Source organism: Lysinibacillus sp. NPDC096212 (assembly GCF_044763105.1).
Classification (GTDB): domain Bacteria; phylum Bacillota; class Bacilli; order Bacillales_A; family Planococcaceae; genus Lysinibacillus.
Genome location: NZ_JBIWFQ010000007.1, coordinates 26,136 through 44,379, shown reverse-complemented (window position 1 = coordinate 44,379; position 18,244 = coordinate 26,136). Strand labels below are relative to the sequence as shown.

Here is an 18,244-nt window from a genome sequence, read left to right as displayed (position 1 = left end):
GATTGAACAGCCTCATTAAATCTTCTTTTTTATTGTTTACTAATCATTAAACGGTTACTAATTTCGTCGGCTCTTCTGCATCTGTATCAAGTAAATTTAAATACTCCCCGACAATAATGCCGCAAGATTGCAACGTTTGTGTAACACTCATGCGTGCAAGCTCTTTCATATTATTATCTTTACTTAAATGTGATAAATATATATTTGTTGGTTTTTCAAATACTACGTCACTCATTGCGATAGCTGCATCCTCATTTGAAACGTGCCCTACATCACTTAAAATACGACGTTTTATAGACCATGGATAACGCCCCATTTGCAGCATATTCACATCGTGGTTACTTTCAAATACAAAGGAATCAGCACCACGAATAATCCCTTTCATACGGTCACTGACATAACCTGTATCCGTAATAACAACAAGCTTGCGCCCATCTTCATGAAAGCTATAAAACATTGGATCTGCTGCATCATGGGATACAGCAAAAGATTCAACAGCCAATGAACCAAAATGCTTTACAGTATCCATTTCAAATTCAAAACGTTGCTCTAAAGGTATATCACCGACTAGCCCGTCCATCGCCTGCCACGTTTTGGCGTTAGCATAAACAGGTACATTATATTTTCGTGCCAATACACCTATTCCTTTAATATGATCACTATGCTCATGTGTAACAAAAATGCCACTTAGCTGTTTCATATTGCGGTCGACTTTTGTAAATAGTTGCTCCATCTTTTTGCCACTAAGACCCGCATCGACAATAAATGCATGATCATCATTCTCTACATAAATCGAATTTCCTGTACTACCACTTGCTAAAACACTAAATCGCATTATTCAACTCCCCAGTCTTCCTCTTCAGCCTTTTGCTTGTCTCCTTGGATTTCAATAATTTTCCCATCAATAGCATCAACGAAGTACTCATCTATTTCTCCGTCCGGTAATTCCACTTGTACTTCCCATGTTGGTATCAACACTTGCGTTTGTGTTAAATTACTAAATGTTGAGTAACCTAGCTTCACTTGCTTAATACGCGATTCTGATTTTAATAGCCCTTTATTATAAAGTGTCTGGAAAATTTGAAGTGGTGGTATGACCGTTTCTTGTTCCTCCATCTCTTCGATATTATCAATCATTGTCTGCTCATACATTACCACTTCGTTATCTAAATTCCACTGTACTTTTAATACGGCACTATCATTGTAATAGAACATTCGATTATTTTTCTTCTGGAAGAAGACTGCGACTCTTTCCTCATGATCTACCTTCCATAGTGCATAAGAATCTCCATCTTTAACGTTTGTATGGACAAAATCAGTAAAGCTTGTATCATCGCTAATATTTCGTAATTTCACAGGGTTAATAAAATTAACACGTATATGTGCATGTGTCTCATCAGTGAAACTTACTCGCTGATTGTCATCGTTAACAATATTTTTAAAATTATGCACTTTGCCTGTAATGTAAGTAGCAGATTCATTACTATTCGGCAGTGGTCCATACGTTATATTATCATCTTTTAAACGGGCTTCTATTGTTTTTTCACCTAGTATTTCAACGCTCTGCGCTTCATTATAGCGATTTAAATACAACCAATACAAGAAGATATTTAAGATTAAAAAAACGAATATAAAAATAGATTTTGTTCTATTCCAATCCATTTATGACACCCCCTAATATGTCAGGCGTCAGTTTCGTCGATATACCGTTACGAATAACAAACCAGCATGGCTCTAATGTCACTATTGTACTTTGGTCATAGGTTAAATAGAAACCCACAACAATATCATCTATATCTGATAAAGCAATGTTATTTAGCTTTTTAATCTTTTCAACGATTTCAGATCCTGACGGAAGTTCCTTCATCTCTTTTTCGGATGGAATATCTTTCTCAAAAGAAAAGTATGGACGTTTGTAGCGGAAAATACGATTATCTCCCCAAACGGTTGTAATTCGGTTTATAGCCTGATCACTATAAATCGGTAGTCCATGTAAATAAAGCTGATAATCTAATTGATTATTGCTTGTACTTGTTGAGGCTAAGCGATAATCATCTGTAAAACCGCCGTGTTCATTGATAAATTCAAAGCTATCCGTAAAGAGCTTGGAAGGCTCTATTCTTACACTACTTTCTGCAGCTGGATATACATAGGTTAATGATTTCACTTTCGAATCAATCACCATCCGTGACATTCCATCGTGATATTTTTCAGTAGTTGCACTTTCATCAGTGCGCACGACATTGTTTAGATTTGTAAATACCACATTTTTAAATAATTCAGGTTTCTCTTCGATTAAATACGTATATTTTGCAGATTCAATTTTATCATTTGCAATATATAGTGAGGTAAAGCCATCTCGCTCCACTTCTTTAAAAGTGCCGTATGTTTTCGCTGGTTCAATAATATTTCTTACAAATTGATTAGCATTTTCTAGACTTACACGTGAACCCATCAATAATTCATTGTTGCCACTAATGAAAAATACCTGTAACACTTTGTTATTATAATTGCCCCAATCTATAATCATACGATTGAAGGTTGTTTCAGGTAGATCCTTATCAGCGAACTGAAAAATCGTGTTAAAGGCAGAGTAAGGAATCTCACCAGGAAAAAAGACGGTCATATAATTGTTAGAACGAATCATGTCGTTTACAGAGTCCGCCTTAAGATTATTGTCAATGGGCGTTAAATCTAGGACATTCCATCCCCGAAATGCGTCCATAATATCTATCATTGCACCATTAGATACTGTTCCGGTAAATTCCTTATCAAAACGGTAAATAGCTTTATAAGGACGAATTACATCATCCATTTTTTTTTGTGGTCCGATTAGAATTTCTTTTCCTTCAGTCTGTTCAATAACTTTATAATCTGGCGTGTATGTCCAAATCATAAAGGTTAAAACTACACTTAGCATAACGAGTAGGAATAGAACAACTGATTTAACTGGTTCTATATATTTCATTCCCACTCACCTGCCTCATCAAAATCATCTAAATTAAGTGGTAAAGTGAAGAAAACCGTTGTTCCATGCCCTTCTTCACTTTCAGCCCATATTTTACCGCCATGAGCTTCAATCATTTCCCTCGCAATAGCTAGCCCTAGACCAGTGCCTCCCATAGAACGAGCTCGAGCCCGATCTACTCGATAGAAACGCTCAAAAATACGTCCTACATTTTCCTTAGGAATTCCCATACCATCATCGGAAATCATAACCTTTAGCATATCTCCTTGTGCTGTAAAGCCAAAGCGAATATTACCTCCATCGGGTGAATACTTAATAGCATTAGAAATGATATTATCGATAACTTGTGTCACCTTATCCGTATCGATTTCTACATAATAAGATGCCTCTGGGAATAAACGTTCAAACATCACTTTATCTGACTTAGACATTTCAAAACGATCGATAATACGGTTAAAGAATGAATTAAATAGAACAATGTCTTGATTCAATTCATAATCTGAACTATCCATTCGTGATAACTGCAATAAGTCATTCACTAAGCGGATCATACGCTCTGTCTCTGTTTGTGTGACATTCAAAAATGTTGGAGCAATATTTTCATCTTTCCATGCACCATCTGCTAACGCCTCTAAATAACTCCGCATCGTCGTTAATGGTGTCCTTAATTCATGTGACACATTTGATACAAATTCCCTGCGATCCATCTCTATTTTTTCCTGTTCCGTAATATCGTGCAGTACGGTAATTAGACCATTAATAAAGCCCGTTTCTTTTTGAATAACAGAGAAATTCGCACGTAAAATATACGGTGCGTCTGCTGTACTGAAATTTAAATTCACCGCATCATTCATGTGAATTAAATCCTCAAAACTATACTCTTGATCAATACCTAAAACAGATGCAATCGGACGGCCTAATGTAATATCTCTTGAAATATGCAGCAGCTCTAGTGCGGGGTCATTAATAAGAATGATGCGTCCTTTTCGATCTGTTGCAATAACACCATCCGTCATATTACTAAGGACCGAATCGAGCTTTCGCCGCTCTGCCTCAGTAGTAGATTGCGCCTCCTGCAAGCGATTTGTTAAATGATTAAAGGTTATAGCCAGCTGCCCTATCTCATCTGTACCATAAACCCGTACTTTTCGAGAATAGTTCCCCTTTGCCATCGCCTGTGCTTGCTTACGCATATCTGAAATCGGCTGTGTAATTGTTCGTGCCACTAAGATTCCTAAAAAGATAGTAATCACTAAGGACACTGCTGTACCACCAAGGAAAATACGGTTAATGTCATTCACTTGTTCAAAAACAGATTCAATATTAGCTTCAATGTAGAGTACCCCTACGATTTCATCATCAGGACCTACACCATCTCGAATTGGCGAAGCTAACACCCACACTCGATTTCTTGTTTTATTATCAAGTTTAATGTTTTCAAATAATGTTTCTGCAGAGATAGCACGGCGTACGAGATCATTATTCGAACGCTGTCCTATCAAACTTTGATTGTCTACCTCAGATGTGGCACGAATACGCTGTCTATTATCGATGACACGGATTTCTAAAATATCTCCATTAGAAACTTCTTTCAGCCCCGTGGAAAACTCCATTACAATCGTTTCCAAGCCTTCTTCAAGAGATGGCATACTCTCATCGCGTTCTTTTAACATTTCTTCACGAATGCTATATTGCATCAAATCAACACGTTGAAAAATAGATTGTCGGAAATTTTCTTTTAAATTTTGCTCTAATTCACGCGCAAAATAAATTCCTATTATTTGCAAAGCAAGAAGTATCAACAAAATGTAAATTAATACCAGTTTGACATGAATTGATTTAAAGAAGCTTACTTTCTGCATTCCTTTTTACTCCTGTTCAGGATTTCGTAGATAATAACCTACACCACGGCGTGTTACAATCCATGCTGGATGACTAGGATTGTCCTCTATTTTTTCTCGTAAACGACGAATTGTTACGTCTACTGTTCGTACATCACCGAAATAGTCATAGCCCCACACGGTTTGTAGCAAATGTTCACGCGTCATTACTTGACCGATATGCTTCCCTAAGTAATGTAATAGTTCAAACTCTCTGTGTGTTAGTTCAATTGCCTCATCACGTTTCAATACTAAGTAAGCATCTGGCTGAATAACAAGAGAGCCTACTACAATTTCATTGGATTCTTCTTCAACCTCTTCGGCAGTAGGGGCTACTACCTGTAAACGACGCATATTTGCCTTTACACGCGCAATAAGCTCACGTGTACTAAATGGCTTTGTCACATAATCATCTGCGCCCATTTCTAGTCCTAATACTTTATCAATCTCTGACCCTTTTGCAGTTAGCATAATGATAGGGAAATCATATTTTTTTCGTACTTCTCGACAAACTTCCATTCCATCACGCTTAGGTAACATTATATCTAAAAGCATTAAATCTGGTTGCTCTTCCTCAACCTTCTCTAGTGCTTCATCTCCATCATAAGCACAAATAACTTTGTAGCCTTCTTTTATTAAATTAAACTGTAAAATATCTGCGATTGGTTTTTCATCGTCAACAACTAAAATGGTCTTGTCCATATTTTTTCTCCCTTTCGCTATTTATCTATTTTTAAACGATTGTATTTATCAATTATGCCTCGGTATAATTGCGTCTGGATTCGGCTTTGTGCTTGCACAAAGCACTCCTTTCCGAATCCATGACATCCGCCGGAGGCTTTAACTTATTTCAGCGGACATCCACTGAAAAATAACTTCAACTCGCATTAACTCACCACCTAAAAGGATGGGAGACTTTTGCTGAAAGAAGTTAAAGTCACTACTCTAACTCTACCATGCTTTTAGCTTCTATGCATTATACTAAATCCTAAGACACTTTACGATATTATTTTAAACTACATTTCGACAAATATTTCTCGGGAAATAACATAGATTTATATACAAGGTATATAAAAAGACAGCCCTATTTTGGACTGCCTCCTATTCGAATTGATTAACGCCCTACATATGATAATGGGTTTTCTAACAAACCCTTTTTCTTAACTTCAAAAGTGTAGATGTGTAGATATATACCTGTTGGGTTTCTAGCAGATCCTATATTTCCCATAACAGAACTTTTTCCTACTACTTACTTGTCCTAACTTGCACTTTTATTGATGATAGGTGTCCGTAAAGCACCTTCTAACTTTTCTATAGCAGTATTAATTACCCACAAATAATTTTTGCACCAATATACTGTACCATAAAGAAAATACAGTTTAACTGTTTTCATCTTTTTGTAATGTAAATGTATTAATTCTCTACTAATTGTTACATCATTCCTATTTTTATAACTATTAATAAATATATTTTAAAAATGGATTTTTATTCCAGTATAGTGCTTTCCATGATGTATCTAGACCCTAAGCCGCTCAACCTCTACTCCAAGCGATTGGTTAAGTTCTTTAAATACAGCGGTAGTATTCCATTTATTTTTAGTATAATTTTAGACTTACCCCCTTTTTGCTTTTTAAATATTCTGATAAAATAGCAATAAGATACACTAGTTGAATGGAGCGATTAATTTGAATGTTTTACAAACCTCTGGAATAACCCCTAAAGTAAGGAAGCCCCAAAGTAAGAATCCCGTTCGTAAACTTATAATTAGGACCATTATGGTGGCATTAGGTGCATTCATTATGGCACTGGGGCTTGAGCTATTTTTAGTACCAAACCACATTATGGATGGTGGAATCGTAGGTGTTTCCATTATCACTTCTCATTTATTAAATTTACCTCTTGGTATTTTCATCTTCATTTTAAACTTACCTTTCATCTTTTTAGGCTATAAACAAATCGGTAAAACCTTTGCACTTTCCACAGGGCTCGGAATTACTGTACTCTCATTAACAACACTCTTCTTACATAATCTAAACCCGTTTACTCAAGATACGCTATTGGCCACAGTTTTTGGAGGTATGATTTTAGGTATTGGTGTCGGCATCGTCATTCGTTATGGTGGTTCATTAGATGGGACAGAAATTTTAGCTATTTTATTTAATAGTAAAACACCGTTCTCCGTTGGTGAAATTATTATGTTCTGCAATTTACTCATCTTTGCGGTAGCGGGATTTGTGTTCACATGGGAACAAGCCATGTACTCTATCCTGGCATACTATATCGCCTATAAAATGATCGACATCGTCATTCAAGGGATGGAGGAATCAAAATCTGTTTATATCATAAGTGACGACATTGATGAAATAGGGCAGACGATTATGGACCGACTAGGTCGAGGTGTAACCTTCCTTCATGGTGAGGGGGCTTATACAGGTAACGATAAAAAAGTTATTTTTACCGTCATTACCCGATTAGAGGAATCCAAGCTTAAATCAATCGTCTCTGAAATTGATGATAATGCATTCCTAGCAATTGGTAATATTGCAGAGGTTAGAGGTGGCCGTTTCAAGAAGAGAGATATTCACTAATAGCAAAAAGGACGTACCGTATATGGTACGTCCTTTTTAATATTGTTTGAAAAACATCTATGGAAGTGAACACTTTGCAATAAGCATATGTTGCTGCCACTATATTTTCGCATATCATCACTATAAATTAGAGTAATATGCCAGAAGATACATGCTATGTGAATTGGTTGATTGGAGTGGAGACTGAGCGACTCCTTGGGGATCAGCGATAGAGGAACGAAGGCTAAAACCATCACATCCTGTGATAACGCCTTCGTGACCAACCTCGTGTTGGCCCGAGACCCTGGAGCGAGCAGCGCGAGTGAAGCGGCTCATCGGACGCCCCCAGGAAGCTTTGCTCTGTGCGAAAGCGAAGCGTCAGCAACAAAGCGCTCAGGCGGAACGGAAATCAACCCCTCGTTTTGCAGAAGAGTCATACTTATTTTTGATATATCCTACATTAACGGACAATAATTCTCACCTCATCTCAAATCAGTGTAAGTAAAGAGGTATAAAAAAGGACGTACCGCATATGGTACGCCCTTTTATGATTTATAATTATTTTGCTTCCCAAACGTCCACTAAAACGTTCGTTTGTTCACGTGCAGGACCAACAGAGAAAGTAGCAATTTCAATACCAGTTAATTCACTCACGCGTTCTACATAGCGTCGTGCATTCTCAGGTAGCTCTTCTAATGTTTTGCAGCCTGTAACATCTTCTGACCAGCCTGGAAGCTCTTCATAAATTGGTTCACATTGTTCAATAATATGAAGATTTGCTGGATACTCAGTAATCGTTTCATCTATATATTTATACGCAGTACAAATTTTAACTGTTTCTAAACCAGATAAAACATCGATTGAGTTAAGCGCAAGATGCGTAATACCACTTACTCGGCGTGAGTGGCGTACAACTACCGTATCGAACCAGCCTACACGACGTGGGCGGCCAGTTGTTGTACCGTATTCACGACCAACTTCACGAATTTGTTGACCTACTTCATCAAATAATTCAGTTGGGAACGGTCCATCGCCAACACGAGATGTATAGGCTTTAGATACACCAATAACACTTGTAACTCGTGATGGACCAACGCCAGCACCGATTGCTACTCCGCCTGCAACAGGATTTGAAGATGTTACAAATGGGTACGTACCTTGATCGACATCAAGTAAAATACCTTGTGCTCCTTCAAATAACACTTTGCCGCCTTCATCTAGTACATCATTTAAGATTTTCGATGTGTCTGTTACATATTTTGCGATTTCTTGTCCATAGTTGTAATATTCCTCGAAGATTCCTTCGAATGTTACGCCTTCAACTTCGTAAAATTTCTCAAATAACTTATTCTTAATTGCTAAATTTTGACGTAGTTTTTCTTCAAATACATCCTTGTCTAGTAAATCAGCCATACGGATACCGATACGTGCTACTTTATCCTGATAACATGGTCCAATCCCTTTACAAGTCGTACCAATTTTATTATCGCCACGGCTTTCCTCATCAGCGATATCTTGCTTTATATGATATGGCAAAATAACATGCGCACGATTAGAAATTCGTAAATTATCTGTATCAACGCCACGCTCTTGTAAGCCTCTAAGCTCAGTAACTAATGACTTTGGATTAACAACCAGACCATTTCCGATTACTGAAGTTTTTTCTTTATAGAAAATCCCTGATGGAATTAAATGTAACTTATAAGTTTCACCATCAAATTTAATAGTATGTCCTGCATTATCACCGCCTGCAAAACGAGCGATTGCATCGGCTTTTTGTGAAAGGAAATCCGTAATTTTACCTTTTCCTTCGTCTCCCCACTGTGTTCCTACAACTACAACTGATGTCATAGTCAGCACCTCCGTTAGATACGATTTGTATCTCAATTTTTAAGCCGTTAATTATTGTAACAATGATAGAAACGCCTAGTCAACAAAAATACTTAAAAACACGAACGTAAAATCAAAAAATATGATTCAACGTTCGTGTTTAATAACAGAATGATATGAATATTATCTAACATTCAGATTAATTCCGTATTTGCGTAATCTCCAACGTTGAGTTCTTCTAAAAGAAGGATCTTATGAATGAAGATAAATTTTTAATCACGTGGAGGTGGTGGCGGCATTTGCGACCAATCCACATTAATGAATTTATTGAATTCCTTTTTAAAAGCGAGTGTAACTGTACCCGTTGGACCGTTACGCTGTTTAGCAATAATAATTTCAATCATATTTTTACTCTCAGACTCTTTATCGTAATAATCATCACGATATAAGAAGGCAACAATATCAGCATCTTGCTCAATACTTCCCGATTCACGTAAGTCACTCATCATAGGTCGTTTATCTTGACGTTGCTCAACGCCACGAGATAGCTGTGATAATGCAATGACCGGAACCTTTAATTCACGCGCTAGACCTTTTAAAGAACGCGAAATCTCAGATACCTCTTGCTGACGGTTCTCCCCTGGCTTACCACTACCTTGAATGAGCTGTAAATAATCGATCAAAATCATACCGAGACCATGCTCCTGTGCTAAACGTCGACATTTTGCTCGAATTTCATTGATACGTACACCTGGTGTATCATCAATAAAAATTCCAGAATTCGATAAACTCCCCATTGCCATAGTTAGTTTACCCCAATCTTCCGTTGTTAAAGCACCTGTACGTAAAACTTGTGCATCTATATTTCCCTCCGCACAAAGCATACGCATAACTAGCTGCTCAGCACCCATCTCTAAGGAGAAAATTGCAACATTTTCACGTGCTTGAACGGCAACACTTTGCGCAACATTCAATGCAAAGGCTGTTTTACCTACAGAAGGACGTGCCGCTACAATAATTAAATCGTTGCGCTGGAAGCCAGCTGTTATATGGTCTAAATCACGGAAGCCTGTCGGGATACCTGTAACATCACCTTTTTGTGATTGCATCTTTTCGATGTTATCAAAGGTTTCCACCAATACGTCTTTAACATGCTTAAAGTCACCCGCATTTTTACGATTGGCTACCTCCATCATTTTCTTCTCTGCTTCGCCTAGTAATGCCTCTACCTCATCCTCACGAGTATAGCCATCTTCTACTATTTTAGTAGCTACACGAATTAAACGACGTAATAGAGCCTTTTCTTCGACAATTTTCGCATAGTGTGCGACGTTAGCAGCCGTAGGGACAGCATTGGCGAGCTCTAGTAAATACGATAGCCCGCCAACATCCTCAATTTCTTTTTTAGCTGATAATTCTTCTGTAACTGTTACAACATCTATCGCTTTTCCTTGATCACTTAAACGTAGCATCGTTTCAAAAATTGTCTTATGTGCATTATGATAAAAATCATCTGCTAGCAAAATTTCAGATGCAGTGATTAACGATTGAGGATCGAGGAAAATTGCACCGATAACCGATTGCTCTGCTTCCCGGTTATGCGGTGGAACGCGATCCATCATCGGTTCGTTCATGGATCGTCGCCCCTTATTCTTCCGTTACATGAACTTTTAATGCTGCAGATACTTCATGATGTAGTTTTACAGGTACATTTGTAAAGCCTAGCGCACGAATTCCATCGCTTAAAGTCATTTTACGTTTATCAATTTTTATGCCATGCGTTTTTTGAAGCGCATCAGCAATTTGCTTTGTAGATACTGAGCCAAATAGGCGACCTCCTTCACCTGATTTTGCTTTTAATTCTACTGTTAAAGCTTCTAATTTTTCTTTTAATGCTTTCGCTTCAGCTAATTCTGCAGCAGCATTTTTAGCTTCTAAATTCTTTTGACCTTCTAATTGGCTTAATGCTTGTGCATTTGCTTCAGCAGCATAGCCATTTTTAATTAAGAAGTTTTGTGCGTAGCCGTCTGCTACATTTTTAACTTCCCCTTTTTTCCCTTTTCCTTTAACGTCTTTTAAAAATACTACTTTCATGATTCCGAACTCCCTTCGAGTACCTCATTTATGGCCTCTTCTAAATATTTTCTTACTCCAGCAATGGAATTTGCTTCGACTTGGCAAGCTGCATTTGTTAAATGTCCGCCGCCGCCTAGCTTTTCCATAACAAGCTGTACGTTTACCTCACCAAGTGATCTTGCACTTATGCCGATTTTGCCATCTGAACGATGCGCAATGACAAAGGAAGCACCAACATCCTTCATTGTTAGTAAAATGTCTGCTGTTTGCGCAATTAGTACAGAATCATACACTTTCGCTTCCTCACCTACAGCAATAGCAATACCCGGCTTCACGAACTTAACTGTTTGCACTATTTTAGAACGCTCGATATACGTATCGACGTCTTCTTTTAATAATCGCTGTACTAGCACTGTATCGGCACCATTTGTCCGTAAATAAGAAGCCGCTTCGAACGTACGGGCTCCTGTACGCAATGTAAAACTCTTCGTATCAACAATAATTCCCGCCAGCAATGCCGTAGCCTCTAACATATTAATCTTTGCACGTTTTGGTTGATACTCGAGTAACTCTGTTATAAGCTCTGCTGTAGATGATGCATATGGCTCCATATAAACAAGCGTTGGATTTTCTATAAAATCCTCACTTCGACGATGATGATCAATCACCACAACTTTTTCAGCCAGCTTCAATAGCTGTGATTCGATGACTAAATCCGGTTTATGCGTATCGACTATAACGAGCAAAGATTTCTCTGTCATTCTTGATGCAGCTTCCTCTGGCGTTAGGAAACTTTCATAGAAATCCGATTTACTCTCTATTTCATTCATTAAACGTGTTACACTTCCGTTTAATTCCTCAAAATTTACGATCACATAGCCCTTCACATCATTCATTTGTGCCATTTTACGTACACCAACAGAGGCACCAATAGAGTCCATATCAGGGTTTTTATGTCCCATAACAAATACTTGGTCACTATCCTGAATTAAATCACGTAGTGCATGGGAAATAACACGTGCTCTAACGCGCGTACGTTTCTCAACAGGGTTCGTTTTCCCGCCATAGAATTTTAGTTTTCCTGTAGGTTGCTTGATAGCAACCTGATCACCACCACGGCCTAAAACAAGATCTAAACTTGATTGTGCTAGTTCACCAAGCTCTACTAATGAAGATGATCCTGCACCAACCCCAATACTTAATGTTAATGACATATTTTTTTGCGCTGTTTTTTCTCGAATTGTATCTAGAATGGCAAATTTTTTCTTCTCAAGCTCCATTAAAATGGATTCGTTTAATACAGCTAAAAAACGATCGGATGATATTCTTTTGACAAATATCCCTTGTTCAGCCGCCCAATCATTAACAATGGATGTCACCATCGTATTCGTTAAACTACGTGGTTGGTCATCCATTGCTTGCGTAATTTCGTCATAGTTATCAACAAATAAAATCGCAATAACTGTACGATCTGCATAGTATTGCTTTTCAATAGCTATCTGCTCAGTGATATCAAAGAAATATAGTAAATTCTCTTCTTTTTTATAATAAACTCGATATTTACGATCACGGAGCGTAATCGTATCTTCGTTTGTCTCTTCGCTCTTCATTAGCACGTAAATATCGTCAGATATATTAACGATACCTTCACCTACTAAATTCTCCATATTTAAAACGCCTTGCATATATGGATTCGACCATTCTATTTCATATTGATCATTGACAAGTAAAATCCCGATTGGCATTTCAAGCAATGCCTCTTCCCCAACTTTTTTCATGCGGAAAGAGATAGATTCAATATGCTTTTCTGTTTCATCAAAGGTAATCTTTTCTACCTTCCACGTATAAGCCATTAATAGAACAAAACCTACTCCATAACCGATACCTATCCCGATATTCCAAATACATAGAAGCATGAACGTCACAATGCCAAAAATGGAAAGAACAAAAAGCGGATAGCGGATTGGTCGTTTTCTAAAAGTCCCCATTACATCAGCCCCTTATTCTTTAGTTTTCCCTTTCACAAGTGAACGTACGTCGAAACCTAAATCTACGATGCCTAGCAATATCATAAAGGATGCTAGTGGTAAGGCTAACAAAGTTGCTATCCATTTTACAACATTCGGCATTCCCTTTTTAGAAATAAAATAATGTATAAAGGAAATCCCCTGCAGGAGTAATAACACCCATAATATATAAGAAAAATTTAAAATAATAATATCTAATGTAGATCCAGATTCTGGACGCATAAATAAATTAATGCATAAAATAATCATGTAATACCATAAAATAGATCGTGGTAGACGCATATGTTGGAACGGTGCAAATTTTGGTACATTCAAACCTAATCTCTTTAATACAGATAAATTCACTGTCACTAATACAAATGCAACTAAAAATGCGCCCAAAGTTACTGTTGATGGAACAGTAGATTCCATCATCTTTGTTACTGCTTCTATCTGTTCAGGAGTCACAGCTGATTGTCCAGGAATATTTTGAGATAGTGCTGTAGTTTGTTCATAATTTTTTCTTGCTTCTTCTATACCAATCTCAATCATATTAATGCCTGCTAAACGCACATATGCTAAAAATACAACTGCAGTTGATAACAATATGGCAAGTCCTGATGACATAAATAAATATAATTTACTTTTTTGTCGGCGTATTGCATCGCCTATAATTATTCCGACAATCGCGAAAATAAACGCGAATGGAAGCATGATTAATCCACTTGTTAAAAACGTTAGGATACAACCGACAATTGCTATAAATATTGATGTGGAACGCTTATATTTTGCGCTATACCAAGAAAACGGTAGCGGTGCAAATAAAAATACTAACATGAGAGCAAATGGAATATACGCAGATAGTATCATCATCAAGGTGAAAATTGCCACCATTGCAGCACCTTGTACAAGCGCCTTCGTTTGATTATTCGGCATTGAAAACCTTCCTTTTTTCAGCTAAACTTACTGACCTTTATTGTACCATTTTTTCAGGTTATTGAACAAAAAACGCTAAGAACAACTGATTGCTTTGCCATTAATTTTGTAGAACCAATGACTAAAGCGTGAAATACATAGCTATATAGAAGATTTTTTACCGAAAAAGAACAAATTCATTCATTGATTATATATATGTGTTTCTCAAATTTTTTCAACAATAAAAAAAGCAACTTACGACAGTTACTAATACATGAAAAAAGGCTTTTAATCGAAATGATTATAAGCCGTTTTGTTTTAAAAAATGTTACTTAGTCGATTGTTTCTCAATCTCTAAAATTTCATCTTTTCTTTATTCATGTCTACTAAGAGTGTAATAAATTCTTATGATAATAGCAAATGGTAATATATAGAGCAATTACTGAGATCAACTAAGATCGTCGCCATAGCGTGGGAGTTGATTTCCGTTCCGACCGGGCGCTTTGTTGTTACTGTCGCTACGCTTTCGCACAGAGCAAAGCTTCCTGGGGGCGTCCGATGAGCCGCTTCGCTTCGCTGCAGGGTCTCGGGCCAACACGATGTTGGTCACGAAGGCGTTATCACAGGATGTGATGGTTTTAGCCTTCGTTCCTCTATCGCTGATCCCCAAGGAGTCGCCCGGTCTCCACTCCAATCAACATGACATACATTTTAACCATCCTCATCTTTTGGTGATGTGCTATAAAATAAACGATATTACCAGAATCGGGATATTCATTCTCGATTTCCCTACCCTATGTGATTATTCACATGTTAACCTTCTAAAATTTCTATACTGGCGGTTACAAGATTAGCAACTCCATTTTCACAAATAAAAAAAGCACAATCAAAGCGATTAAACCTTGTTGTGCCTTTATTTATATCTTATTTATCTTCTGCTACGAATGGAAGTAATCCCATGATACGAGATACTTTGATAGCTGAAGTTAATTTACGTTGGTACTTTGCACTTGTGCCAGTTACGCGACGTGGTAAAATTTTACCGCGCTCAGAGATGAATTTTTTTAATAAATCTACATCTTTGTAGTCGATGTGCGTAATATTGTTTGAAGTGAAGTAGCAAACTTTACGGCGTTTGCGGCCTCCGCGACGTGGTGCCATAGTATGTCTCCTCCTTATCATTTTTTATTTTAGAAGTATTAGAACGGTAAGTCATCCTCAGATACTTCTATCGGTCCTTTGCTATTAGCAAATGGATCCTCATCTACACGTGTATAATTCGGCTGATTCACAGGTGGTTGATTTTGCTGATAAGCATCGCCGCCAAATGAACCCTGCCCTGGCATAGCACCACCAAACTGTTGTTGTGGTTGACCACCGCCATATGACGGTTGGTTATTACCGTAAGTCTGTCCACCACCGTATTGAGGAGATGCAGGAGCACCACCACCATTACGAGGTTCTAAAAACTGTACGCTATCGGCCACTACATCTGTTGTGTATACTCGCTTACCATCTTGTCCTTCGTAACTGCCTGTTTGAATGCGACCTTCCACTCCAATTAAACTTCCTTTTCGCATGAAGTTCGCTAGGTTTTCGGCCTGTTTGCGCCAAGCAACACAGCTAATGAAATCAGCTTCGCGGTCACCTTGTTGGTTTGAGAATGTTCGATTTACAGCAACTGTAAATCTTGTAGACGCAACACCATTAGGCGTATAGCGTAGCTCAGGATCTTTTGTTAGTCTTCCAACTAATACGACACGGTTTATCATCAGAAATGCAACCTCCTTTTTTCAGCATTTTGTTAAATGATTATGCTTCTTGGCGAACCGCAATGTGACGAATGATATCTTCGCTAATGTTAGCAAGACGTGTGTATTCGTTAATTGCTTCTGAAGTAGCGTTTACTTTCACGATTTGGTAGAAACCTTCGCGGAAGTCTTGAATTTCATAAGCTAAGCGGCGTTTGCCCCACTCTTTTGATTCGATGACTTCTGCACCGTTAGAAGTTAAGATTTCGTTGAAACGTTCAACTAAAGCTTTCTTCGCTTCGTCTTCAATGTTCGGACGTACGATGTACATTAATTCGTATTTTCTCATCTGTTTACACCTCCTTATGGACTTAGGCTCTCCTATAAAAGGGAGCAAGGAGCAAGTAATAATTATTACTCACATCAATGAATTGTAACATATATATACATGTCTTTCAAGTCGCAACCAAACAATTCTTTCTATATAATGAACTTAATTCATGAATGAACGGAGGATCTTCATGCAACCAGATAAAGAACCTATCGTAATAGAGTTGGATATAAAAAAACTAATGATGGACAATATTGTTGTCACAAGTGGTCTCGTCATATTGTTTGTAGCTATTCAATATATTTGCTTTAAAGATTTTGATTTTTCATTTTGGACTATGATGATTGGATCTATCCTTTTCGTTATTCTGTATATTGTTTTCATTGTCTTACATGAAGCCTTTCATTTAATTGGCTTTATGGTCTTTGGAGGCGTACCCTTTAAATCATTAAAATATGGCCTGAATTTAGAGCTGGGCGTAGCGTACGCAACAACTGAACAACCGTTACCGAATCATGCAATGAAAAAAGCTTTATTACTTCCATTTTGGACAACTGGCGTCCTCCCGACAATTGCTGGTTTTTATTTTAACAGTACTGTTTTAGTATTAGTCGGAGCTTTTTTAATAGCTGGGGCAGTAGGTGATTTTTCCATGTATAAAGAACTGCGCAAATATCCAAAAAATGCATTAATAGAGGATGATCCTCACTTACCAAAGCTTTACGTATATATGCCTGAGGAAAAGAAATAAACTTTCATGCAAGTCACGTTACAAATAGAATCTGCTTGGCTATAAGTAGATTCTATTTGTGACTGCTATTGTGTTAAAAAACCATGCTGGGCAGCTGTATATAAATTTCTCCAAATACGATTAATTGAAGATGTCTCCGTAATTGCATCCATACCAAGCCTGCGTATTAAGCTATTGGCAATGTCTATACAAGCCGCTGCAGTATCTTTACTTATTCGTGAAAATTGTTGTAGTTCTTCTTCAGTCAACTTATGACCTTCTTTATGTTTTTGCCAGTGTTCATTCAACCTTGAGTAAAATTTCTCTTCAAGCTGTCTAAAGTTCTTCTGTTGCTGCATCAATAGAAATTGTATTGCGCCCATACGTTCAGTACCGCTTGGATCATGCTTTCTTTGCTTTACTAAAATAGACGCCTCTTCTAAGAAATTTTCTGTTATCCCAAGACAAACGCTTATAAAAGAGGCTTCTGCAAATGCACCAAACGGAAAACTATGTACCGCACTTCCATACTTGTTTTTAATTGTGCCTAATTGGAATGTTTCCTCTTGTGGTACCCAAACATTTTGCACACGAATCGTATGACTAGCTGTCGCTTTTAAGCCCATTGCTCGCCAATCATCAAGAACCTCTACATGATCACTATTTATTGAACAACTAATTATTTCATCTGTTCTAATACCCTCATTCTCGACAAAGCAATTCATCGTAAAAGTTGTAGCATAATCTGCTCCACTACAATACTTCCATTGACCTGTTACTCTATAACCATCATCTATTTTTACTGCTGTACCCGTAGGATAGCCACTACCTGCTACGACTCCATTTCTTGGTGAAAATATTTTTTCACAAACTTCTTTATTTAATGCTGGAATAAACGCGTTACCCCCTGTCCCTATTGTGACAAGCCAGCCAAAGTTGCCATCAAGTGTAGACATCTGCTGGAATACTTTAATGCCCTCTAGTAGATCTAAATCTTTACCGCCTAATTCCTTTACAGTGAATAGCTTAAACAATTGATGCTCATAAATAAGCTCTAGTATATCTTCTGGTAATCTTCCTAGCTGTTCAATTTCTAAACCACGTTCTTTTATTTGTAATATGTCCATACCTAACCTCCCATAGGATTGAAAATTCAGATAAGTATATAAACAAAAAAGGCAATCCATTGA

At 37.5% G+C, this 18,244-nt stretch carries 17 protein-coding genes; 2 read left to right on the top strand and 15 right to left on the bottom strand.

The annotated features are described in order from the left end of the window. Positions 1-46: 46 nt before the first annotated feature. From ACIQ7T_RS09120 to yycF, 5 genes are read right to left on the bottom strand one after another with little or no spacing between them, the layout of a single operon-like run. The gene (locus tag ACIQ7T_RS09120; RefSeq protein ID WP_100542654.1) at positions 47-835 is read right to left on the bottom strand and encodes an MBL fold metallo-hydrolase; all 789 of its coding nucleotides are present in this window, start codon (positions 833-835) and stop codon (positions 47-49) included. Next, positions 835-1,662, bottom strand: a complete 828-nt coding sequence (locus ACIQ7T_RS09115; RefSeq protein WP_370077905.1) for a two-component system regulatory protein YycI — start codon at positions 1,660-1,662, stop codon at positions 835-837. Before ACIQ7T_RS09115 ends, ACIQ7T_RS09120 begins: the two co-directional genes overlap by 1 nt. Beyond that, positions 1,649-2,968, bottom strand: a complete 1,320-nt coding sequence (locus tag ACIQ7T_RS09110) for a YycH family regulatory protein (RefSeq protein WP_370077907.1) — start codon at positions 2,966-2,968, stop codon at positions 1,649-1,651. The genes ACIQ7T_RS09115 and ACIQ7T_RS09110 overlap by 14 nt, the downstream gene beginning before the upstream one ends. Beyond that, entirely contained in the window at positions 2,965-4,830 is a 1,866-nt protein-coding gene (gene walK / locus ACIQ7T_RS09105; RefSeq protein ID WP_370077909.1) for a cell wall metabolism sensor histidine kinase WalK, read from the bottom strand. The genes ACIQ7T_RS09110 and walK overlap by 4 nt, the downstream gene beginning before the upstream one ends. 6 nt (positions 4,831-4,836) lie before the next feature. Further along, entirely contained in the window at positions 4,837-5,550 is a 714-nt protein-coding gene (gene yycF / locus ACIQ7T_RS09100; protein ID WP_049662630.1) for a response regulator YycF, read from the bottom strand. 1,073 nt (positions 5,551-6,623) lie between these two features. Here yycF and ACIQ7T_RS09095 point away from each other — a divergent pair. Next, positions 6,624-7,436 (top strand): YitT family protein, encoded by an 813-nt coding sequence (locus ACIQ7T_RS09095; RefSeq protein ID WP_483308138.1) that lies wholly within the window; start codon positions 6,624-6,626, stop codon positions 7,434-7,436. A 120-nt stretch (positions 7,437-7,556) separates the two neighbouring features. Here ACIQ7T_RS09095 and ACIQ7T_RS09090 read toward each other — a convergent pair whose 3' ends face one another. The 9 genes from ACIQ7T_RS09090 to rpsF form a co-directional block, all read right to left on the bottom strand. Beyond that, a complete protein-coding gene (locus ACIQ7T_RS09090) occupies positions 7,557-7,751 on the bottom strand; it encodes a hypothetical protein (RefSeq protein WP_402869897.1) in 195 nt (64 codons plus the stop codon). Between the two features lie 222 nt (positions 7,752-7,973). Next, on the bottom strand, positions 7,974-9,266 hold the full coding sequence (locus ACIQ7T_RS09085; RefSeq protein WP_402869895.1) for an adenylosuccinate synthase: 1,293 nt from the start codon (positions 9,264-9,266) through the stop codon (positions 7,974-7,976). A 251-nt stretch (positions 9,267-9,517) separates the two neighbouring features. Then, positions 9,518-10,879, bottom strand: coding sequence for a replicative DNA helicase (gene dnaB / locus ACIQ7T_RS09080; protein ID WP_370077916.1), 1,362 nt, complete (start codon positions 10,877-10,879; stop codon positions 9,518-9,520). 13 nt (positions 10,880-10,892) lie between these two features. Continuing rightward, positions 10,893-11,339 (bottom strand): 50S ribosomal protein L9, encoded by a 447-nt coding sequence (gene rplI / locus ACIQ7T_RS09075; RefSeq protein ID WP_053482928.1) that lies wholly within the window; start codon positions 11,337-11,339, stop codon positions 10,893-10,895. Then, on the bottom strand, positions 11,336-13,309 hold the full coding sequence (locus tag ACIQ7T_RS09070; RefSeq protein ID WP_402869893.1) for a DHH family phosphoesterase: 1,974 nt from the start codon (positions 13,307-13,309) through the stop codon (positions 11,336-11,338). The genes rplI and ACIQ7T_RS09070 overlap by 4 nt, the downstream gene beginning before the upstream one ends. 12 nt (positions 13,310-13,321) lie before the next feature. Beyond that, positions 13,322-14,263 carry a YybS family protein gene (locus ACIQ7T_RS09065; RefSeq protein ID WP_370077920.1) on the bottom strand — a complete coding sequence of 314 codons (942 nt, stop codon included), beginning with the start codon at positions 14,261-14,263 and terminating at the stop codon, positions 13,322-13,324. 903 nt (positions 14,264-15,166) lie between these two features. After that, positions 15,167-15,403 (bottom strand): 30S ribosomal protein S18, encoded by a 237-nt coding sequence (rpsR, locus tag ACIQ7T_RS09060; protein ID WP_004233359.1) that lies wholly within the window; start codon positions 15,401-15,403, stop codon positions 15,167-15,169. A 38-nt stretch (positions 15,404-15,441) separates the two neighbouring features. Continuing rightward, positions 15,442-16,014 carry a single-stranded DNA-binding protein gene (ssb, locus tag ACIQ7T_RS09055; protein ID WP_079563368.1) on the bottom strand — a complete coding sequence of 191 codons (573 nt, stop codon included), beginning with the start codon at positions 16,012-16,014 and terminating at the stop codon, positions 15,442-15,444. Between the two features lie 40 nt (positions 16,015-16,054). Next, the gene (gene rpsF, locus ACIQ7T_RS09050; RefSeq protein ID WP_053482932.1) at positions 16,055-16,342 is read right to left on the bottom strand and encodes a 30S ribosomal protein S6; all 288 of its coding nucleotides are present in this window, start codon (positions 16,340-16,342) and stop codon (positions 16,055-16,057) included. A 172-nt stretch (positions 16,343-16,514) separates the two neighbouring features. Between rpsF and ACIQ7T_RS09045 the strand changes: the two genes are divergently transcribed. After that, a complete protein-coding gene (locus tag ACIQ7T_RS09045; protein ID WP_402869890.1) occupies positions 16,515-17,075 on the top strand; it encodes a DUF3267 domain-containing protein in 561 nt (186 codons plus the stop codon). A 65-nt stretch (positions 17,076-17,140) separates the two neighbouring features. On the opposite strand, the gene ACIQ7T_RS09040 is transcribed toward ACIQ7T_RS09045, so the two are convergent. After that, the gene (locus ACIQ7T_RS09040) at positions 17,141-18,181 is read right to left on the bottom strand and encodes an acyl-CoA dehydrogenase family protein (protein WP_402869888.1); all 1,041 of its coding nucleotides are present in this window, start codon (positions 18,179-18,181) and stop codon (positions 17,141-17,143) included. Positions 18,182-18,244: the final 63 nt, after the last annotated feature.